18 protein-coding genes are annotated in these 19913 nt (G+C 67.3%); 13 read left to right on the top strand and 5 right to left on the bottom strand.

The genetic code is table 11. The annotated features are described in order from the left end of the window. Positions 1-3 precede the first annotated feature (3 nt). Both AC1DOM_RS14785 and pbpC read left to right on the top strand, forming a co-directional pair. Positions 4-4992: an alpha-2-macroglobulin family protein gene (locus AC1DOM_RS14785; RefSeq protein ID WP_498964625.1), complete on the top strand. Its 4989-nt coding sequence runs from the start codon at positions 4-6 to the stop codon at positions 4990-4992. After that, positions 4989-7349, top strand: a complete 2361-nt coding sequence (pbpC, locus tag AC1DOM_RS14790) for a penicillin-binding protein 1C (RefSeq protein ID WP_498964627.1) — start codon at positions 4989-4991, stop codon at positions 7347-7349. Before AC1DOM_RS14785 ends, pbpC begins: the two co-directional genes overlap by 4 nt. Before the next feature lie 5 nt (positions 7350-7354). Here pbpC and AC1DOM_RS14795 read toward each other — a convergent pair whose 3' ends face one another. After that, on the bottom strand, positions 7355-7837 hold the full coding sequence (locus AC1DOM_RS14795; RefSeq protein ID WP_498964629.1) for a peroxiredoxin: 483 nt from the start codon (positions 7835-7837) through the stop codon (positions 7355-7357). A gap of 81 nt (positions 7838-7918) precedes the next feature. On the opposite strand from AC1DOM_RS14795, the gene AC1DOM_RS14800 reads away from it, so the two are divergent. The 9 genes from AC1DOM_RS14800 (at position 7919) to AC1DOM_RS14840 (ending at position 13922) form a co-directional block, all read left to right on the top strand. Further along, on the top strand, positions 7919-8812 hold the full coding sequence (locus tag AC1DOM_RS14800) for a DnaJ C-terminal domain-containing protein (protein ID WP_498964631.1): 894 nt from the start codon (positions 7919-7921) through the stop codon (positions 8810-8812). A gap of 450 nt (positions 8813-9262) precedes the next feature. Then, positions 9263-9883 carry a CDP-alcohol phosphatidyltransferase family protein gene (locus tag AC1DOM_RS14805; protein WP_498964633.1) on the top strand — a complete coding sequence of 207 codons (621 nt, stop codon included), beginning with the start codon at positions 9263-9265 and terminating at the stop codon, positions 9881-9883. Between the two features lie 63 nt (positions 9884-9946). After that, positions 9947-11017 carry a class III poly(R)-hydroxyalkanoic acid synthase subunit PhaE gene (gene phaE / locus AC1DOM_RS14810; protein WP_498964635.1) on the top strand — a complete coding sequence of 357 codons (1071 nt, stop codon included), beginning with the start codon at positions 9947-9949 and terminating at the stop codon, positions 11015-11017. After that, positions 11014-12090 carry a class III poly(R)-hydroxyalkanoic acid synthase subunit PhaC gene (locus tag AC1DOM_RS14815; protein ID WP_498964636.1) on the top strand — a complete coding sequence of 359 codons (1077 nt, stop codon included), beginning with the start codon at positions 11014-11016 and terminating at the stop codon, positions 12088-12090. Before phaE ends, AC1DOM_RS14815 begins: the two co-directional genes overlap by 4 nt. 7 nt (positions 12091-12097) lie before the next feature. Next, positions 12098-12538 (top strand): hypothetical protein, encoded by a 441-nt coding sequence (locus tag AC1DOM_RS14820; protein WP_498964638.1) that lies wholly within the window; start codon positions 12098-12100, stop codon positions 12536-12538. A gap of 249 nt (positions 12539-12787) precedes the next feature. Continuing rightward, a complete protein-coding gene (locus AC1DOM_RS14825) occupies positions 12788-12991 on the top strand; it encodes a hypothetical protein (RefSeq protein WP_498964640.1) in 204 nt (67 codons plus the stop codon). A 37-nt stretch (positions 12992-13028) separates the two neighbouring features. Next, complete coding sequence (locus AC1DOM_RS14830) at positions 13029-13463, top strand: bleomycin resistance protein (RefSeq protein WP_498964642.1); 435 nt, start codon at positions 13029-13031, stop codon at positions 13461-13463. A 71-nt stretch (positions 13464-13534) separates the two neighbouring features. Further along, positions 13535-13702, top strand: coding sequence for a hypothetical protein (locus AC1DOM_RS14835; protein ID WP_498964644.1), 168 nt, complete (start codon positions 13535-13537; stop codon positions 13700-13702). Between the two features lie 37 nt (positions 13703-13739). Next, positions 13740-13922, top strand: coding sequence for a hypothetical protein (locus AC1DOM_RS14840; protein WP_498964646.1), 183 nt, complete (start codon positions 13740-13742; stop codon positions 13920-13922). A gap of 6 nt (positions 13923-13928) precedes the next feature. Here the strand turns inward: AC1DOM_RS14840 and AC1DOM_RS14845 are convergent, their stop codons facing one another. From AC1DOM_RS14845 to AC1DOM_RS14860, 4 genes are read right to left on the bottom strand one after another with little or no spacing between them, the layout of a single operon-like run. Then, complete coding sequence (locus tag AC1DOM_RS14845; RefSeq protein ID WP_498964649.1) at positions 13929-14249, bottom strand: hypothetical protein; 321 nt, start codon at positions 14247-14249, stop codon at positions 13929-13931. Positions 14250-14299: 50 nt separating this feature from the next. After that, complete coding sequence (gene lolD / locus AC1DOM_RS14850) at positions 14300-14992, bottom strand: lipoprotein-releasing ABC transporter ATP-binding protein LolD (RefSeq protein WP_498964651.1); 693 nt, start codon at positions 14990-14992, stop codon at positions 14300-14302. Next, positions 14985-16226 carry a lipoprotein-releasing ABC transporter permease subunit gene (locus tag AC1DOM_RS14855; protein ID WP_498964653.1) on the bottom strand — a complete coding sequence of 414 codons (1242 nt, stop codon included), beginning with the start codon at positions 16224-16226 and terminating at the stop codon, positions 14985-14987. Before AC1DOM_RS14855 ends, lolD begins: the two co-directional genes overlap by 8 nt. A 7-nt stretch (positions 16227-16233) precedes the next feature. After that, on the bottom strand, positions 16234-16608 hold the full coding sequence (locus AC1DOM_RS14860) for a hypothetical protein (protein WP_498964655.1): 375 nt from the start codon (positions 16606-16608) through the stop codon (positions 16234-16236). Positions 16609-16877: 269 nt separating this feature from the next. On the opposite strand from AC1DOM_RS14860, the gene AC1DOM_RS14865 reads away from it, so the two are divergent. Both AC1DOM_RS14865 and AC1DOM_RS14870 read left to right on the top strand, forming a co-directional pair. Beyond that, the gene (locus AC1DOM_RS14865) at positions 16878-19274 is read left to right on the top strand and encodes a DNA internalization-related competence protein ComEC/Rec2 (protein ID WP_498964657.1); all 2397 of its coding nucleotides are present in this window, start codon (positions 16878-16880) and stop codon (positions 19272-19274) included. 3 nt (positions 19275-19277) lie between these two features. Continuing rightward, the coding region (locus AC1DOM_RS14870; RefSeq protein ID WP_498964660.1) for a MotA/TolQ/ExbB proton channel family protein at positions 19278-19913 on the top strand (636 nt) is incomplete at its 3' end.

Below are 19913 nucleotides of genomic sequence, written 5' to 3' on the forward strand. Positions count from 1 at the left end.
ACCATGAAGTCGTCTGCGCGTCCGAACGGAGTCGGGGGTGCGTTTCGGAAGGCGGTTGGGTGGGCGGCGGTCGCCGCTTTGGCGTTGGGGTTCGCGGCCGGGTGCAAGCCACGGCCGACCGGCGAGTTGCCGGAAGTCAGCGGCGAGAAGATCGCCGCGAAGAAAGCGCAGGTCGCCGGCTTCGGCCTGGTCGCGGCGTATCCCGACCAGGAAGGCGATACGCTCGCGCTGGCATTGGAATTCAGCAAGCCGCTGGTCGGCACCCAGGATTTCGACGACCTGCTGTCGGTGACCGACAAGGACGGCGCGCCCATCAAGGGCGGCTGGGTCCTCGACGACAAGGGCGACGACGAAGGCCGCGTGCTGCGCTTCCCGCACGTGGAGGCCGGGCGCGATTACATCGTCTCGATTCCCGCCAAGCTCACGGCCGCCGACGGCCGCACGCTGAAGGAAGACATCCGCCGCACGGTGCACACCGGTCCGCTGGATCCGGTGGTCGGCTTCGCCTCGCAGGGCAGTGTGTTGCCGGCGCGCGAGAGCCGCGGCCTGCCGGTGGTGTCGATCAACGTGCCGGAAGTCGACGTCGAATTCCTGCGCATCAAGGACAGCGAACTCCCGCGCTTCTTCGCACAGTTCCAGCGCGGCGGTCGTCGCGGGACCTGGGATCTCGAACGCGACTATTCCTGGGACGACGATTCCGGCGACACGCATAGCCGCACGCCGCTGTCGAAACTCGCCGAACCGGTGTACGTCAACCGCTTCACGCTCGGCGGCCGCACCAACGAACGCGTGCTGACGTATCTGCCGCTGCAGGACATCACCGAGCTTCAAAAGCCCGGCCTGTACTTCGCGGTGATGAAGCGCGCCGGCCAGTTCAGCGATCAGTACGACACCGCGTTCTTCACCGTCAGCGACCTGGGCCTGCACACGCGCGCCTACAAGGATCGCCTGTTCGTGCACGCTGCGTCGCTGCAGACCGGCAGTGCGCAGGCCACGGTCGAACTCAAGATCCTCGACGCCGGCGGCGAGACGATCCTGAAGGGAAGCACGGACCGCAACGGCAACGCGCTGCTGCCCTACAAACTCGACGCGACCCACGTGCTCGTCGCCACCCACGGCACCGACGTGTCGATGCTGCCGTTCAACCAGCCTGCGCTGGATCTGTCGGAATTCGCGGTGTCGGGCCGTGAACAGGCGTGGTTCGACGTGTTCGCCTGGTCGGGCCGCGACCTGTATCGCCCCGGCGAAACGGTGCGCATTTCCGCGTTGTTGCGCGACCAGGACGGCCAGCCGATCGACACCAAGGGCAAACCGCCGCAACCGATCTTCGTGCGTTACGTGCAGCCAGATGGCAAGGCGCTGCTCGAAACGCCGCTGCAACCCGATGCGCAAGGCTACGTCCGCCACGCACAGGTGATTCCCGCCGATGCCGCCACGGGCCGCTGGCGCGTGGAATTCCGTACCGATCCGTCGAGCAAGGAAGCGGTGCAGGGCATGACGCTGCGCATCGAAGAGTTCCTGCCCGAGCGCATGAAACTCGATCTCGACGCGCCCGCGCGGCTCGCGTTCGGGCAACCGCTGCAATTGAAGGCCACCGGCGCGTATCTCTACGGCGCGCCCGCGGCGGGCAACCGCTTCACCGCCAAGCTCGCCGTCGAAGTCGAACAACATCCCATCGAAGCGCTGAAGGGCTGGTTCTTCGGCGACCCGACGCTGCCCTTGCCGAAGGAAGCCAAGGACATCGTCGATACCGAGTTCGGCGACGACGGCACGCTCGTGCAGCCCATCGAATTGCCGAAGGAAGCCAAACCCGTCACGCCGATCGCCGCCATCGTCACCGGCAGCGTGTTCGAAACCGGCGGGCGCAGCGTCAACCGTTCGATCACGCGCGTGGTGTGGCCGGCCGAAACGTTGGTCGGCGTGCGCCCCCTGTTCGACGACAAGGAAGGGCCGGGCGCGAACGCCAACGCCGGTTTCGAATTGGCGCGCTACTCCGCCGACGGCACGATGCGCGCCGTGCAGGGCGCACGCGTCACGCTGATGCGCGAGCAACGCGATTACCACTGGGCCTGGGGCGACGAAGGCGGTTGGGATTACGACTACAGCAGCCGCTGGTCGGCGATCGAAACGCGCAACGTCGACCTGGGCACGAGCGCCGTGCGCATGGCTTTCCCGGTGGAGTGGGGCAACTATCGCGTCGAAATCTACGACCCGACGACGAAACTCACCACGCGTTATCCCTTCACCGCCGGCTGGAGTTGGGACGACGAAAACCGCGGCCTCGACGCGCGTCCCGACAAGGTCAAGCTCGCGCTCGACAAGACGCATTACCGCGCCGGCGACACGATGAAAGTTACGGTGACGCCGCCGCACGAAGGCGAAGGGCTGCTGATGGTCGAGAGCGACCGCATGCTCTTCGTCCAGGGCATCACGGCGAAGGCGGGCAGCACGTTCGAGATTCCGGTGACGAAGGAGTTCGAGCGCCACGATGTGTACGTGACGGCGCTGGTATTCCGCGGCGGCAGCGCGAAGAGCAAGATCACGCCCGCGCGCGCCGTCGGCGTGGCGCATGTGGAGATGGATCGCCGCGATCGCACCGTCGCGGTCGGCGTCGCCGTTCCGAAGGCGATGCGGCCGCAGCAGAAACTGCCGGTCGTCGTCAGCGCGCCGCAGCTTGCGGGGCAGATGGCCTTTGTTTCCGTGTCCGCGGTCGACGTCGGCATCCTCAACATCACGCGCTTCCCGGTGCCGAACGCGGCCGAGCATTTCTTCGCGCAGCGTCGCCTGGGCGTGGATGCGTACGACCTCTACGGGCGCGTGATCGAAAGCTTCGACGGCGACACCGCGAAGATCCGCTTCGGCGGCGACATGGCACCGCCGCTCGCACTGCCGCAAGCACGCAGGCCTACCTCGCGCGTTCAGACGGTCGACCTGTTCAGCGGCCCGGTGCAACTCGACGCGAAGGGCATCGCGCGCGTGAAGCTCGACGTGCCCGATTTCAACGGCACGCTGCGCGTGTCCGCGCTGGTGTGGTCGGGCGGCAAGTACGGCAGTCGCGCGAACGAAACGCTCGTGCGCGCGCCGGTGCTGGCCGAAGCGAGCATGCCGCGCGTGCTCGCGCCGGGCGACAAGAGCAACGTCACGCTGGACGTGCAGAACTTCAGCGGCAAGCCGGGCACCTTCAAGGTGCAGGTCGACGGCATCGGGCCGCTGTCGGTCGCCAACGGCGCGCGCACGGTGAAACTCGCGAAGGAAGAACGCACGACGCTCACCTTCCCGCTGCAGGCGAAGGAAGGCTTCTCCACGGCGCAGGTGCGCGTGCGCGTCGATGGCAACGGGCATTCGGTCGATCGCAAATACGATCTCCCGGTGCGCGCGGCCTGGCCGCAGGTGATGCGCACGCGCAGCGTGACCGTGCAGGGCAATGGCCCGATCGCGTTGGACCCCGAACTGGCCGCGGGCTTGATGCCCGATTCGGTGCGCGGGCGCCTGGTGGTCAGCGCGTTCCCGCCGATTCCTTTCGCCGCCGCGCTGGAAGATGTCCTGAAGTATCCCTACGGCTGCGCCGAACAGACGACGAGCAAGGGCTTCGCCACGCTCGTGCTCGACGATGCCACCGCGAAGTTGCTGGGCGTGCCGCCGCTCGGCGATCGCGTGCGGCGCGATCGCATCGCCGGCGCGCTCGCGCGCCTGGCGGGCATGCAGGTCGCCTCGGGCCACTTCTCGCTATGGGGCGGCGAAGACATGGTCGATCCTTCGCTCACGCCCTACATCGCCGAGTTCCTGCTCGATGCGCGCGAAGCCGGCTTCGCCGTGCCCGAGGCGATGCTGCAGAAGACGCTGAAGGCGCTCAACGAAGATCTGCTCTCCGGTGGGCCGCAGTTCTACAACTACGATCATCGTGCGCACCTGATGTTCGCGTATCGCGCGCATGCCGGTTATGCGCTGGCCCGCGTCAATCGCGCGCCGCTCGGGACGCTGCGCGCGCTGTACGACGATGAACGCAGCAAGGCCGAAACCGGCTTGCCGCTGGTTCGCCTGGGCATTGCACTGTCGCTGCAGGGCGATCGTCGACGCGGCGCGAAAGCGATCGCCGAAGGCTTCGCGTTCGACGATGCGCAGCGTCCGGAATGGCTCGGCGACTACGGCACGCGCATCCGCGACGACGCGATGATGATCGCGCTGGTGCACGAGCGTGGCCTGGCGAAGCCCGAGTACGACGCGCGCACGATCAAGCTCGGTCGCGAACTCGACGCGCGCCGCAAGGAGCGCTGGTTCTGGCTCAGCACGCAGGAACAGGTGTCGATCGCGCGCATGGGCAAGGCGCTGATGCGCGGCAAGGGCAAGGTGGTCGCGGGCCAGTGGGTCGGCGCCAATGAACGCAGCGATGTCGCGAACGTGCCGATGACCGGCCGTCTCGTCGATTCGGCCGCGCTCGACCTGCGCTTCGTGCCCACCACGCCGCCGCCGTATTACGTGAGCATGGAAGTCGCGGGTATCCCGCGCGAAGCGCCGCCCGTCGACAAGTCCGCGATCGACATCGTGCGCACCTACTACACCACCGACGGCAAACCCTGGGAGGGCAACAAGCTCGCCGAGGGCGACAGCCTGATCGTGTTGCTCACGGTGAAGACCTCGCAACCGATGCCCGATGCGCTGGTGACCGACCTGTTGCCCGCGGGCCTGGAAATCGAGAACTTCAACCTCGGCGATGCGAAGCAATGGGCGGGCGTCGTGATCGACGGCATCGAAATCGCCAACCGCGACCGCGCCAGCGAGATTCGCCACGAGGAGTTCCGCGACGACCGCTATGCCGCCGCGCTCAAACTCGATCGCTACGACACCGCGCGCCTGTTCTACCTCGTGCGGGCCGTAACACCGGGCACGTACGCGGTGCCGCCGCCGCAGGCGGAGGACATGTATCGACCCGAGTTGCGCGGCACGGGCGCGCGCACGCCCGCGACGATCACGGTGACCCAACCGGGGCAATGACCGTGCGCAGTCGAAGGCGATGGTGGTGGCGGGGACTGTTGGCGGCGGAGGTGCTGCTCGTCCTCGCGATGTTGGGCGACCTCGCGTTCCCCGTACCGTTGCCCGATGGGCGCGGTGCGGGGGCGATCGTGCTCGCGCGCGACGGCACGCCACTGCGCGCCTTCGCCGATCGCGATGGCGTGTGGCGCTATCCGGCGTCGATGAAAAGTGTCTCGCCGCTCTATGTGCAGGCTTTGATCGGCTACGAGGATCGCTGGTTCTACAAACATCCGGGGATCAACCCGATCGCGCTCGCGCGTGCGGCAGGGCAATGGGCGCGGCATGGGCGCGTGGTGTCGGGCGGTTCGACCCTGACGATGCAGGTCGCGCGCATCCTCGATCCGCCCAGGCCGGGGCGCCGCAGCGTGTTCGACAAGACGCGGCAGATGGCGCGCGCATTGCAACTGGAAGTGCATCTGTCGAAACGCCAGATCCTCGCGCTGTACCTGGATCGCGCGCCGTTCGGCGGCACGATCGAGGGCGTCGAAGCCGCGAGTTGGGCCTATCTCGGCAAACCGGCATCGCGCTTGTCGCACGCCGAAGCGGCGCTGCTCGTCGTGTTGCCGCAATCGCCCAGTCGTTTGCGACCGGATCGGGAACCCGAACGCGCGCGCGTCGCACGCGACAAGGTGCTGGCGCGCATGGCGAGCGAAGGCGTGTGGTCGTCCGACGACGTGCGCGAAGCGCGCATCGAACCGGTGGTCGCGCGCGCGCTCGAACCGCCGCGCCATGCGCAATTGCTCGCACAACGCCTGCGCGATGAAACACCAGGTACCGCGCGCATCCGTTCGACGATCGACAACGACCTGCAACGCATGCTCGAAGAACGCGTCGCCGCGTATTTCTCCGATCTGCCGCCGCGCACGTCCGCGGCCTTGCTGGTCGTCGACAACGCGACGCTGGAAGCGCGGGCTTATGTCGGCTCGGTCGAATTCGGCGATCCGCAACGCCTGGGCCACGTCGACATGGTGAAGGCCTGGCGCTCGCCGGGTTCGACGCTCAAGCCGTTTCTCTACGGGCTCGCGCTCGACGATGGGTTGATCCACTCGGAGAGTCTGCTCGTCGATGCGCCGCAATCCTTCGGCGATTACCGGCCCGGCAATTTCGACATGGCCTTCAACGGGCCGGTGGCGGCGTCGGAAGCCTTGCGTCTGTCCTTGAACGTGCCCGCGGTGGATCTGCTCGATCGCGTTGGCCCCGCGCGTTTCGCCGCACGCTTGGAAAATGCGGGCATCGCGTTGAAGTGGCCAGAGGGCGGGGCGCCGAATCTCGCGATGATCCTCGGCGGTACCGGGGCGCGCCTGGAAGATCTCGTCGGCGCGTATGCGGCGCTCAATCGCGATGGCATCGCCGGTCGCGTGCGGTATCGACCGGACGCACCGCGCGTGGATCGCCGATTGTTGTCGCCGGGTGCGGCGTGGATCGTGCGCGAGATCCTCGAAGCACATCCGCGCCCGGGCAGCGTCGCCGATACCTTCGATCCGCGGTCGCGCATGCGCGTGGCATGGAAGACCGGAACGAGCTACGGCTATCGCGACGCATGGGCGCTCGGCAGCACGCGGCGCTACACCGTCGGTGTCTGGATCGGTCGACCGGATGGCACGCCATTGCCGGGGCAATACGGTGCGATGACGGCCTTACCATTGTTGTTTGAAACCATCGACGGCTTGCCGACGGCCGCGGTCGACAGCGCGCCGCGTCCGCCGCCGGCCGGCGTGGAGGAAATCGAAGTGTGCTGGCCGCTCGGCCTGCCGCCCGATCCGGCGGCGCCCGCGTTGTGCCGCAAGAAGCGCGAAGCGTGGACACTCGACGGCAACGTGCCGCCGACCTTCGCCGAACGCGATGCGCGCTTGTGGAACGCCGGTGTCGAACGCTTCGACGTGGATGCACGCACGGGTCAACGCCTCACGGCCGAATGCAGTGGTGCGCACGATCGCAAACCTGCCGAACTCGCGCGCTGGCCCGCCCTCGCATCCCCGTGGCTCTCCACTGAAACGCGCGCGGCGGCGACGTTGCCCCCGCGCGCCGCCGATTGCGAACCCGACAACCGCGATGCCACGCAATCGCTGCGCATCGATGGCCTCGTCGACCGCGCAACACTTGCGCGTCCTTCAAACAGCACGGCGCCGCTTCGCCTCTCCGTGCGCGCACTCGGCAGCGAAGCGCGCATCCGTTGGCTCATCGACGGCCGCATGGTCGGTGAAACACGCGGCGCGGCGCCCTTCGATTTCGACTTCGCCGACGCCGGCGCGCACACGCTCACCGCGCTGGCCGAAACCGGCGCGTGGACGGCGATCGGATTCCGCGTGATGGAGTAGGGCGCTTAGCCCAGCTGCTCGAGCACGTAGTCGGCCGCCGAGACGCGGAACTCGCCCGGCGCTTCGACATGCAACTGCTTCACCACGCCGTCTTCGGCATACAGCGCGAAGCGCTTGGACCGCGTGCCCATGCCGTAGGCGGTCGCGTCCATCTCCAGGCCGAGCGCGCGTGCGAAGTCGCCGTTGCCGTCGGCCAACATTTCGAAGCCTTGCGGAACCTGGTGCGCTTCGCCCCAGGCCTTCATGACGAAGGGATCGTTGACCGACATGCACAGCACTTCGATCCCGCGCGCGCGGAAGTCCGCGTAGCGCTCGACGAAACCGGGCAGGTGGCGCTCCGAGCACGTCGGCGTGAACGCACCGGGCACCGAGAACAACAGGACCTTCTTGCCATCGAACAGCGTGCGCGTGTCGACCGTCTCCACGCCCCCGTCGCGGATGCGCTTGAGGTTGACTTCGGGAATGCGGTCGCCGGACTGGATCGACATGGGGGACTCCTCGATGGGGGGGCAGGCCGCCGAGTTTAGGCGATGATCCGGCCTCGACGGCGTTGCGGTAGGCTTTCGCGCATGGAATTCAAGGACTACTACCAGATCCTCGGCGTCGAACCCGGCGCCGGCGACTCCGAGATCAAGACGGCCTATCGCCGCCTCGCGCGCAAGTACCACCCGGACGTGAGCAAGGAAGCGGGCGCCGAAGACAAGTTCAAGTCGATCAACGAGGCGTACGAGGCCTTGCGCGATCCGCAGAAGCGCGCGGCTTACGATCAGTTGCGCACGCGCGGTTACCGGCCCGGCGACGACGTGCAGCCGCCACCCGGTGGTTTCCATGGCGGGCAGGGCGATTTCGATTTCGACGAGATCTTCGCCGGCGGCGGCGCGGGCGGCGGATTCTCCGATTTCTTCGAGTCGCTCTTCGGCCGACAGCGCGGCGGCCCAGGCGGCGGCCCGGGCCCGCGACCGCAGGCACGTGGCGACACGCGCGCCAAACTCGCGGTGCCGCTGGAGTCGGTGTACAGCGGCGGCAACGTGCGCATCGGCGTCAACGGGCGCACGCTCGACATCAAGGTGCCCAAGGGCATCAAGCCGGGGCAGTCGATTCGCCTGGGCAAGCAGGGCAACAACGGCGGCGATTTGTATTTGGAGATCGAATACGCCGCGCATCCGCAGTTCGAAGTCGACGGGCGCAACATCCTGCACGTGTTGCCGCTCGCGCCGTGGGAAGCGGCGCTCGGTGCGACTGTGAGCGTGCCGACCTTGGGCGGCCCGGTGGAGCTCAAGATTCCCGCGGATTCGGAATCGGGTCGGAAGCTGCGTTTGCGTGGGCGTGGGTTGCCTGGGCAGCCGCCTGGCGATGAGATCGTCGAGTTGGAAATCCTCGCGCCGCGTGCGCATTCGAACGAACAGCGCGAAGCGTATGAGCGGATGCGCGATGCGTTCGGTGACGATTGGCGGCGAGAGTAAGCGCGTCGCTTCGGATGGACGCCTCGGCACGTGACGTGTTGTGGTTCCCCTGCCGCTCCTGGAACGCCATCCATGGCCACCAAGTCGCGGGCGCACGGCCATCCATGGCCGTGCTCTGGTGAACCACAACACGCCACGCACCGAGGCTAACTGCAACTGATCTGTCGTCCCCTTCGGTTGGAAAGCAACGGACCGTCGAACTCTCCGAAGGCTCTCCCGCCGAAGAAGCAGCCATCTCAGTTGAGGTGAGCCTCGGTGCGTGGCGTGGTGTGGTTCACCAGAGCAAGGCCATGGATGGCCTTGCGCTCGCGACTCGATGGCCATGGATGGCGTGTCGGGAGCGACAGGGGAACCACACCACGTCACGTGCCGAGGCGTCCTTCCGAAGAGGGAGGTTGCGACGTTCACACCCCCTTTGGCACCCTGCGCCCTCGCATTAGGAGTCCAACGATGTCGCGACCCCGCCATTTCTCGATGCTGCGCGACTTCCACCTGGCGGATTGGTTCACGCTGGCCAACGCCTTCTGCGGCACCGGCGCGATCTTCGCGGCCATGCGCTTCCTGCAGGAAGGCATCGTGCGCGACCTCCTGGTGGGCATGGCCCTGATCCCGCTGGCCTTTATCTTCGATGCCCTCGACGGCCGCGTGGCGCGCTGGCGCAAGTCCGCCTCCACCCTGGGCCGCGAACTCGATTCACTGGCCGACGTCATCTCCTTCGGCGTCGCGCCCGCGGCGCTGGGCTATGCCTGCGGCCTGCAGGGCGGGTGGGACTGGGTGGTGCTCTCGTATTTCGTCGGCTGCGGCGTCAGCCGCTTGGCGCGTTACAACGTGACGGCCGAGGCCCTGTCGGGCGAAGACGACAAGGTGAAGTTCTTCGAAGGCACGCCGATTCCCACGAGCCTGCTGATCGTGGTGCTGCTGGCGGTGGCGGCCGTCCAGGACCGCATCGGGACGGATCTGTGGTTCGGGGTGGTCCATCTCGGCCCGTGGCAGCTCCATCCGCTGGTGCTGGTGTTCGCGCTGTCGGGCTCGCTGATGATCAGCAAGACCCTCAGGATCCCCAAGTTCTGAGGAATGCGGCACTGCAACAATTCGGGCGATATGATGCCGCCTTGATTCGCGTGGGAGGCACGGATGGACGCAGGGCAGGATTTCGAGAAGATGGCGCGGCAGTACTGGAGCGCCTGGGGCGACATGCTCCGCGGGGCGGTCCCGGCGGCCCAGCCCGCCACCCCGGACCCGATGAAGCAATGGCACGACGCCGTGGACTGGTGGACCCAGCTCGCGCACGGCCAGCGCTCGGAGGTCAATGCGGCGGTCGACCGTTTCAACGGCCAGGCCCGCAGCTGGTATGGCTCGATGCAGCAGGTGGCGGCGCAGTTTGCCGGCCAGGACGCCTCGGCGCGCGATATCACCAGTGCGTGGAAGCAGGCGCTCGGTGCGGTCGGCGAAAACCCGTTCCCGGAATTGTTCCGCTCGATGCGCGGCCAGGGCCAGCAGGGCCTGGACCAATGGATCGAGGATGCTTCGCCGTTCCTGGATGCCTGGCGTCGTGAAACCAGTTCGTGGCTCGGCATGCCGGCCTTCGGTTTCGCGCGCGAGCATCAGGAGCGGTGGCAGAAACTTGTGCAGGCGCAGCTGGACCTGCAGCAGGAAAACAGCGCCTACAACGCGTTGATGGTGAAGTCCGGCCAGCGTGCGTACGAAGTGTTCGAGCAGAAGCTTGCCGCACGCACCGGCGAAGGCCAGCAACTGAAGTCTGCGCGCGCAATGTTCGACCTGTGGATCGACTCGGCCGAAGAGGCGTATGCCGAGATCGCGCTGTCGGATGAATTCCGCAAGGTGTACGGCCGGCTCGTCGATGCACAGATGCGCGTGCGCGGTGGCGTGCAGCGCGAAGTGGAAAACGCGACCGGCCAGCTCGGCATGCCCACGCGTACCGAGATCGATGCCGCGCATCGCAAGATCACGCAGTTGGAACGCGAAGTGCGCAAGTTGCGCGATGCGATGCAGGCGATGGCGTCGGTGAAGCCGCAGGCAGCGCAGCAGTCCTCGCCGCAGCAGCCCGCGCCGGCCGCAGCACGCAGCGGCGAGGCGTCGCTGAAAGTGCAGGGCGACAAGATCCTCGGCGGCAACAAGCCGAAGAACGCCAACACCAAGACCTCCTCCAGGAACGGCACGAAGGGCAAGGGGAAGCGCGCATGAGCCTCGGTAACCAGGGTCCGCTGGACATCAGCCCCGAAGCGCTTGCCGACGAAGCGCTGCGGATGCAACAGAAACTCGGCGCGGGCCTGAACACCCTGCGCGACGTCGACGACGTGCAGTACGGCGCGACGAAGAAGGAAGCCGTGTGGTCGGACGGCAAGGTGGTGCTGTATCGCTATCGTGGCGAGCAAGCGCCCACGGCGAAGGTGCCGCTGCTGATCAGCTACGCGCTGGTCAACCGCCCGTACATGGTCGATCTCCAATCCGATCGTTCGATCGTGCGCGGCCTGCTCGCGCGCGGCGAAGACGTGTACATCATCGACTGGGGCTATCCGGATCGTTCGGATCGCTATCTCACGCTCGAGGATTACGTCGAACGCTTCCTCGGCGGCGCGGTGGATTACTTGCGTCGCGAGCACGGGCTGGATGCGATCAACCTGCTCGGCATCTGCCAGGGCGGCGCGTTCTCGCTGTGTTATTCCTCGCTGCATCCGGAAAAGATCCGCAACCTGATCACCATGGTGACGCCGGTGGATTTCCACACCGACGACAACATGCTGTCGAGCTGGACGCGCGCGATGGACGTCGACCTGTTCGTCGACACGCTCGGCAACGTGCCGGCCGACCTGATGAACTGGTGCTACCTCACGCTCAAGCCGGCGCGCCTGTTCGTGCAGAAGTACGTCGGGCTGGTGGACATCCTCGACGACAAGAAGGCGATCGAGGATTTCCTGCGCATGGAAAAGTGGATCTTCGATTCGCCGGACCAGGCGGGCGAAGCGTTCCGCCAGTTCGTGAAGCAGTTCTACCAGGCCAACGGCTTCATCAACGGCGGCATCACCATCGGCGATCGCGAAGTGCACCTGGGCATGGTCGAAATGCCGGTGCTGAACATCTTCGCCGAGCAGGATCACCTCGTGCCGCCGGGTGCGTCGAAGGCCTTGCGCAACGTGGTCGGGACGAAGGACTACACCGAGCTCTCCTTCAAGGGCGGCCACATCGGCATCTACGTGTCGGGCCGCGCGCAGAAGGAAGTGCCGCAGACCATCCACGATTGGCTGCTCGCGCGCTGAGGCGATGATGCGCGCGCTTCCGCTTGCGGTCGCGCGCGCCATCGGCATGGTCTGGACCGTGCCGAATACCTTGATCGGATTGATCGCAGGCGCCGCGGGCATGGCCTTCGGCGCGCATGCGCACGTGCGCGCGCGCGAATGCGCGATCGTGTTCCATCGGTTCCCGTGGGGGCCGGGCGGGGCGATCACGCTCGGGAACACCATCCTCCATACGGGGGATTCGCTCGATGCGGAATGCGTGACGTATGCGCATCGCGCGGGGCATGCGCACGAAGCCTCGATCACCTACGCCGATCATGAGCGCGCGCATGTCTTCCAATACATGGCGCTCGGGCCGCTGTTCCTGCCGCTGTACCTGGCTTGCGGTGGCGTCAGCGTGCGCAATCGTTTCGAACGCGCGGCCGATCGTTACGCATTGACCGGCCGCGACTGGTGGCCGTGGGCGTGAAGCGGCCGTTGTGTTTGACAGTACGTTGACGGTGCATCCGATACCTTCGCGACCGTCGAGGACGTCCAAGATTCCGCCAACCCAGGAACGAAAGGTTCGAGGGAATGGCACTCGAAGACGACCACGACGAGCGGAAGGCTCGATCCCCTCCAGACCCTTGAAAAAGGTCCGTGAGATCGGGCCTTCTTTTTTTTGCCTCGAAGGATGCTGCCTGATGAACCCCGAAACGCCGGGCGAGATCGATTCCTGATGGTCGTGCTGTTCCTCGGTGGTCCGCTCAATGGCGAACGCACCGACTGGACCGATCCGCCGAACTACTACGCCTACGTCATCGTCGGCGGCATGGTGCCGTACTCGCCGCATGGCGAGATCCACGTTCCCGGCGTCGACACTGTCTACGCACCGATCGGCATGGGCGGCAACGCCATCAGCGACAGCCTCAGCCACCTGTAAGCGACCCGATGCGGGGGCCGGCGCATACTCCGCCCCCATGGCCAACTTCCTCCAGATCACCCCGTTCATGCACGTGGCGGACGTGGAGGCCACGACGCGGTTCTTCGCGGACATCCTTGGCTTCAGGACGCTCTATCGCCAGCCCGGCTACGCCTACATCGAGCGCGAGGGCTGCGGCATCCGGATCATGGAGGCGGGAGAGGGCAATCCGCTGATCGCCGGGAACCGGCGTTTTCGATATTACGTCGATGTCCGCGACGTCGACGGGCTCTACGCCGAGCTCAAGCCCAGGCTCGACACCCTGCCGAAGGAAGATGTCCACGGGCCGGCCGACAAACCCTATGGCCAGCGGGAGTTGCTCGTGAAGGTGCCCGATGGGGACCTCATCGCCTTCGGGCAGGGCATCTTCACACCCGAGGGTGCCCAGGTGACCCCCGGTGGACAGGACGAGCCCCACGTTTCAAAAATGTGACTTTGTGCTCACTTTCACATTCGGGGCTGGCGCGATGCTTGCGCCTCGATCAGGGGAAAGGGGGACGCGCCATGGATGACCGCACGCTGCAATTCGTACTGTTCCTGGGCGTCGCCGCCGGGCTGTACACGCTGGTGACCGTCGGTATCGAGATCGCCCGCCGCTTCGTGCTGCAGTCGCGCGCCTCGCATGCGGCGACGGTGGCCATGGTGACGGACGTGGTTTCCCGCAACGACTGATGCCCCTGCGACGCTCGCGCCGCCTCCGGTGCGCGTGATGGGCGCACTGCTCGAAATCCTGGCCGAAGCCTTCTTCGAACTCGTGATCGTCGGAATCGGCCACGGGATCGGTTGGTTGGTGCCCACGCGCGGCAAATTCACCGATGGGCAGGCGGCCCTCGCCGGCGTGCTGTTCTGGGCAGCCGTGTTGCTCGGCGGGCTGTGGTGGCGCCTGGGCTGAACGCCCTCAGCGGTTGATCAACGCGAACGCCAAAAACACCAGGACCGGCCCGGCCAGCGAAAGAAAGGCCAGTCCGATGAGCCCTTGCGTCCGCTTCGTCGGTTCGTCGGCACCCGCCTTCGCAAGGCGAACGAGGCCGACGATGGCCACTGCCTGCATGATCAAGGTGATCGGGTAGGCGAAGATCGCGATCGCGAACAGGGTGCTGCCGCCTTCGGTTTCCGGATGCGCCGCGAACAACACGCGCGCGGCGAACGCCGTGAGCGCCGCCATCAGGAGGGCGGACGTTCCGAGGAGGTATTGCGGCCAGCGGGGCGACAGGGGCATCGGGCGATTGTATGCGGTGGGCGCGCCCTGGGCGGCCGCCCGGAATGGACTCACACCTCGCTGGGCGGGAGCTCCCGGAGCTTGCCTTCATGCAGCTCGAGCACGCGATCGAGCCGGCGCGCCAGGCTCCGGTCGTGCGTCACCAGCACCAGGCTCGTGCGTTGCGCGCGGTTGAGATCGAGCATCTGCGCGAAGACGTGCGCCGCGGTCTTTTCGTCGAGATTGCCCGTGGGTTCGTCGCCCAACACGCACGCGGGTTTGTTGACCAGCGCACGCGCAACGGCGGTGCGTTGGCGTTCGCCGCCGGAGAGTTCGCCCGGCTTGTGTTCCAGACGATGGCCCAGGCCGACCGATTCCAGCAATTCCCTCGCGCGCTGGCGTGCATCCGGGATGTGCGTGCCGTTGAGCAGCACGGGCAGCATCACGTTTTCGAGCGCGGTGAATTCCGGCAACAGGTGATGGAACTGATACACGAAGCCGAGCGCCTTGTTGCGCAGCTTGCCGCGCTCGGCGTCCGACAGGTCGCTCATGCGCTGGCCCGCGACCCACACTTCGCCCGCGGTCGGGACATCGAGCCCGCCGAGCAGGTGGAGCAGGGTGCTCTTGCCGGCGCCCGAGGCGCCGAGGATCGCGACGGTCTCGCCTTCGGCCACGTGCAGTTGCAGGTCGTGGAAGACGTGCGTCTTGAGGTTGCCTTCGGCGTAGGTCTTGGCCAGGCGTTCGGCGCGCAGGACTTCACTCATAACGCAGCGCCTCCGCCGGGGCCGTGCGCGCGGCGCGCCACGCGGGATACAGCGTGGCGACGAACGCCATGCCGAGCGCGACCAGCGCGATGATCGTGACGTCGTCTGCTTTCAATTCGGTCGGCAATCCGGTGATGTAGTAGACATCCTCGGGCAGTAACTGGACGCCGAGGACGGTTTCGAGCCCGTTGAGGATGTGGTCGAGGTTGAGCGTCAGCAGCACGCCGCCGACCACGCCCAGCACCGTGCCGATGATGCCGATCAGCGTGCCCTGGACCATGAACACCTGCATCACGCCACGCGGCGTGAGGCCCAGCGTGCGCAGGATTGCGATGTCGGCTTGCTTGTCGGTCACCAGCATGACCTGCGAGGACACCAGGTTGAACGCGCCCATCGCGATGAGCAGCGAGAGCAGGATCGCCATCACCGTCTTTTCCATCTTGAGCGCGCGGAACATGTTCGCGTTTTCGCGCGTCCAGTCGCTCACGCTGTAGGGGCCGGGCAACTTGAGCGCGAGGTCGCGCGCGACGTCGAAGGCCTTGTCCATGTCGTACAGGCGCAGGCGCACGCCGGTGACGCCGTTGCCCATGCGCATCAGGCGTTGCGCGTCCTGCAGGTTCACCACCGCCAGGCCCTTGTCGAATTCGTTGTAGCCGGCTTCGAACAGGCCGCTGACCTTGAAGCGTTTGAACTGCGGCATCGCGCCCATCGGCGTGGCCTGCAGGTCGGTGGTCAGCACGACGTAGTCGCCGACGTTGACGCCCAGCCACAGCGCGAGTTCGCGCCCCAGCACGATGTTGAAGCTGCCCGGCGCCAGCGCGTCGAGCTTGCCGACGACCATCTTTTCGCCGAGTACCGAAACGTTGCGCTCCTGGTCCGGCACCACGCCGCGCACGATGGCGGGCTGGTTGCGCGCGCCGCGCAGCAGGCCCTGCGTTTCGATGTAGGGCGCCGCGCCGGCGATGCGCTTGTCCTGCATCGCGAGCTTGACCGCATGCGGCCAGTCCGTCAGCGGGTCGCCGTAGCCGCTGACGGTCGCGTGCGCGGCCATCTGCAACATCCGATCGCGGATCTCGCGCTGGAAGCCGCTCATCACCGCGAGCGTGGTGATCAGCGCGGTCACGCCGAGCGCGATCCCGAGGATCGACGCCAGCGAAATGAAGGAGATGAAACCATTGCGGCGCTTGGCGCGGAGGTAGCGCAGGCCGATGGCGACGGGGATGGGTTTGAACATAAGCCGCCTATCCTCGCATCCCGCGGGGGGCTGCGGCGAGATGGCCGGCCGAAGGACGGGACAGGCGCAGTGCCCGTCGTTCATGCGCGCCCAGGGTATCGGGCCAGAACGCGAGGCGATGGACGCGGCCTTCGTTGTCCCGCGCACGCAGGAATGCGAGCGTGCCGCGCCAATGGACGTGAGGATTCGGGATGGGCATGTCGTCGAGGGTGGCGCTTGCGTCGGACCGGAGAAGGAAGACCCGCGGCGGGCGGCGATGTTCCCGGTACGCGGTGAACAAGGCCATCACGTATGCGCCGACGGCGAGGGGCGCGCCCAACGCGGCGGACACATCGGACGCGAGTACGGCCAACGCACCGAGCGGGCCCAGCGCGAGCAACACGGCGACGACGCAAAGGGAGGGGCGCCACGTCAGTCGACATCCCGGGGAAGCTCGAACACGCTGCGGCGTGGAATGCATTCGGTGACGTCCATGTCATCAGTGGAGGCTGCACCCTAACGCGAGACTTGTCCGTCGTATGTCATCCGATGCCGCACGACGGTGTCGGATTTTCCCGAGCGCGCAACGCGAGACAATTCCGCGCGACAAAGTGAAAACCGGCCCGAGCGCCGCGCTTACACACGCCGCTTCGGACGTGGCGAGATACGACGATGCAAAGCGCATCGTCTCCAAGCGCCGACCTCCCGGTTGGAAAATGGGCCACTGCCGCGGCCTTCGTCGGCGGCGCGTTCGTTGCGCTCTGGATGCCGTCTGTCCTTCCGTTGTGGACAAGCGTCGCGATCGCCGTTGCGACCGCGGCGGCCTGCATCGCCTCCGCGCCGCTTCGATCCCGCTGGCCCTGGCGCCTGGCGGCGACGGCGGTCTTCGGATTCGCCATCGCCGCGGCACATGCGGCCCATGCATTCGACCTTCGATTGCCGCCGTCGCTCGAGCGCAGGGACGTGCGCGTTCGTGGCCATGTCGTGGACCTGCCCGATCGCGATGCGCGGCGCATGCATTTCCTGCTGCGCGTCGACGACGACGTGTCGCAAGCGCGGGCCTTGCGAGGGCGCTTGCTGCGCATCGCCTGGTACGACGGCGGCAAGCCGGCGAAACCTGTCACCGCCGGCAGCCGCCGGGAGTTCGACGCCCGCTTGCGCGCGGCGCGCGGCCTGCGCAATCCCGGATGGTTCGATGCCGAGCGCCATGCGCTGGCCAATCGGCTCACGGCGACGGGTTACGTTCGCAATGCGGCCAGTGCGCGCGAAATCGCGGCGCCGTCGGGCCTCCACGCATGGCGCGCGTCCATGGCCGATCGCATCGACGCCGCGATCCAGGCGCCGGTCTCGCGCTTCATCCGCGCACTCGCCCTCGGCGACACGCGAGGCCTCGACGACGCCGATTGGGCGACGCTGCGCGCCACCGGCCTGACGCATCTGATCGCGATTTCCGGTTTCCACGTCGGCCTGGTCGCGGGCTTCTTCGCGCTGACGGTGTCGCTCGCGTGGCGCGTCGTTCCGGCGTTGGCGCACCGCATCCCCAGGCCGATCGCGATGGCCATCGCGGCGGTCGCCGGCGCCGTGCTGTACACCGCCGTCGCCGGGTTCGCATTGCCCACCGTGCGCACCACGCTGATGATCGCGGTCGTGGCTGCCGTGCGCTGCGGACGTCGCGCCCTTTCGTCGTTCGACGCGTTGTCGCTCGCGGTCATCGCGATGGTGCTGGTCGATCCCTTGTCGCTGCTCGGGGCGGGGTTCTGGCTCAGCGTCGGTGGCGTCGCGTGGTTGCTGTGGTGCCTGCCGAACGGGGAGGGCGGTGTATTGCGCAGTTTCGCCGCGGCGCAGGCGGTCGCGACCGTGGGCTTGTTGCCGCTGACCGTCGCGTTGTTCGGGCAGGCCTCGATCGCCGGGCCCTTCGCGAACCTGATTGCGATCCCGTGGTGGAGTCTGGTCGTCGTTCCGCTGGCGTTGTTGGGCACGGGCCTGGAGGCGATGCACGCGGGTCTCGGCACGCTCGCATGGCGTGCGGCCGCCTTCGCATTCGATGCGACATGGCCCGCGTTCGAAGCGCTCGGCGAGAGTCCGTTCGCGTTCGCGTGGTTGCCCGAAGCGCGCTGGTTCGCGTTGCCGATGGCGGCATTTGCAGCCTTCTGGTGCCTGCTGCCACGCGGTGTTCCGGGCAAGCCGCTCGCGCTGTTGCTGTGGCTTCCCTTGCTCTGGCCGTCGCGCGCGCTTCCGGCGCACGGCGCATTCCGCATCGACGTGCTCGATGTGGGGCAGGGGCTCTCCGCCGTCGTGCGCACCAAAACGCACACGCTCCTGTTCGACATGGGACCCGCTTCGCACGACGGATACGACGCCGGCGAACGCGCCGTGGTCCCCGCCCTGCGCGCATTGGGCGTGCGCGCACTCGATGTGGCCATCGTCAGTCACGCCGACAGCGATCACGCCGGTGGCTGGCAGGCCGTCCGTCGCGCACTGCCCATCCACGACAGCCACGCGCCGGAAGGCAGCCCGACGCCGGTCGCATCGCGTTGCATCGCCGGTCGAACCTGGCAACGCGATGGCGTCGCCTTCCGTTACCTGCATCCCACGCAGCACTTCCCCTACCTGGGCAACGACGCCGGCTGCGTGCTGCGCATCGACGGCACGCACGGCAGCGCGTTGATCACCGGCGATATCGGCGAGGTGGTCGAACGCACGCTCGCCCGTCGCGACCCCGCGCAATTGCGCGCCGACGTCGTGCTGGTTCCGCATCACGGCAGCGAAGGTTCGTCCGACCCCGCGTTCATCCGCGCGACCGGCGCCCGCGTCGCCCTGGTCGCCAGCGGCGCGAACAATCGCTTCGGGCACCCGCGCGCGGAGGTCGTCGAACGCTGGTGCCGGGCCGGCGCCCGCGTCCTGGACACCGCCGCCGGCGGCGCCCTGCGCGTGGATGTGGGCGCCGAAGGCGTGAAAACGGCCGCACGTCGCGAAACCCACGCACGGCTTTGGGACGCAACGCCCCGGTCCGCCCGCGGCGCTGGGCTATGCTATCGGCCGAATGACGGGCCTGGCCCGGAGGAGTGAGACGTGCTGGAACTGGTGCGCGCGGGCGGCTGGCCGATGATCCCGTTGTTGCTGCTCTCGGTGATCGCCCTGGCGATCATCGTCGAGCGTTTCTGGAGTTTGCGGCGCAAGGTCGTCCTGCCGCCGGGCCTCGGCCCCGAGGTGCGGGCCTGGGCCGCCAAGGGTCGGCTGGACCCCACCCACATCGATTCGCTGCGTCGCAACTCGCCGCTCGGCGCCTTGCTGGCCTCCGTGCTCGACGTGCGCCATCGCACGCGCGAGGAAATCCGCGAGCGCACCGAAGACGTGGGCCGCCACCAGGTCCACAAGATGGAGCGCTTCCTCAACACGCTCGGCACCATCGCCGCCGCGGGGCCCTTGCTCGGCCTGTTCGGCACCGTGGTGGGCATGATCCAGATGTTCCTCGGCATCCTCGACCAGGGCATCGGCGATGTGAACCAGCTCGCAGGCGGCATCGGCAAGGCACTGGTGTGCACCGCGGCCGGCATGATCGTCGCCATCCCCGCGCTGTGCTTCCATCGTTACTTCCGTGGCCGCATCGCCGCGTACATCGTCGACATGGAGCACGAAGCCATCGGGTTGATGGACGCGCTCGACCCGCGCGCCGCCGCCGCGCAGCGCGCCGCCGCCGGCCAGGCG

This window comes from Lysobacter sp. P5_B12, assembly GCF_056400425.1.

Coding starts and splice junctions, on each gene's coding strand:
- AC1DOM_RS14785 (WP_498964625.1), top strand. CDS start 4: ATGAAGTCGTCTGCGCGTCCGAACGGAGTCGGGGGTGCGTTTCGGAAG.
- pbpC (WP_498964627.1), top strand. CDS start 4,989: ATGACCGTGCGCAGTCGAAGGCGATGGTGGTGGCGGGGACTGTTGGCG.
- AC1DOM_RS14795 (WP_498964629.1), bottom strand. CDS start 7,837: ATGTCGATCCAGTCCGGCGACCGCATTCCCGAAGTCAACCTCAAGCGC.
- AC1DOM_RS14800 (WP_498964631.1), top strand. CDS start 7,919: ATGGAATTCAAGGACTACTACCAGATCCTCGGCGTCGAACCCGGCGCC.
- AC1DOM_RS14805 (WP_498964633.1), top strand. CDS start 9,263: ATGTCGCGACCCCGCCATTTCTCGATGCTGCGCGACTTCCACCTGGCG.
- phaE (WP_498964635.1), top strand. CDS start 9,947: ATGGACGCAGGGCAGGATTTCGAGAAGATGGCGCGGCAGTACTGGAGC.
- AC1DOM_RS14815 (WP_498964636.1), top strand. CDS start 11,014: ATGAGCCTCGGTAACCAGGGTCCGCTGGACATCAGCCCCGAAGCGCTT.
- AC1DOM_RS14820 (WP_498964638.1), top strand. CDS start 12,098: ATGCGCGCGCTTCCGCTTGCGGTCGCGCGCGCCATCGGCATGGTCTGG.
- AC1DOM_RS14825 (WP_498964640.1), top strand. CDS start 12,788: ATGGTCGTGCTGTTCCTCGGTGGTCCGCTCAATGGCGAACGCACCGAC.
- AC1DOM_RS14830 (WP_498964642.1), top strand. CDS start 13,029: ATGGCCAACTTCCTCCAGATCACCCCGTTCATGCACGTGGCGGACGTG.
- AC1DOM_RS14835 (WP_498964644.1), top strand. CDS start 13,535: ATGGATGACCGCACGCTGCAATTCGTACTGTTCCTGGGCGTCGCCGCC.
- AC1DOM_RS14840 (WP_498964646.1), top strand. CDS start 13,740: ATGGGCGCACTGCTCGAAATCCTGGCCGAAGCCTTCTTCGAACTCGTG.
- AC1DOM_RS14845 (WP_498964649.1), bottom strand. CDS start 14,249: ATGCCCCTGTCGCCCCGCTGGCCGCAATACCTCCTCGGAACGTCCGCC.
- lolD (WP_498964651.1), bottom strand. CDS start 14,992: ATGAGTGAAGTCCTGCGCGCCGAACGCCTGGCCAAGACCTACGCCGAA.
- AC1DOM_RS14855 (WP_498964653.1), bottom strand. CDS start 16,226: ATGTTCAAACCCATCCCCGTCGCCATCGGCCTGCGCTACCTCCGCGCC.
- AC1DOM_RS14865 (WP_498964657.1), top strand. CDS start 16,878: ATGCAAAGCGCATCGTCTCCAAGCGCCGACCTCCCGGTTGGAAAATGG.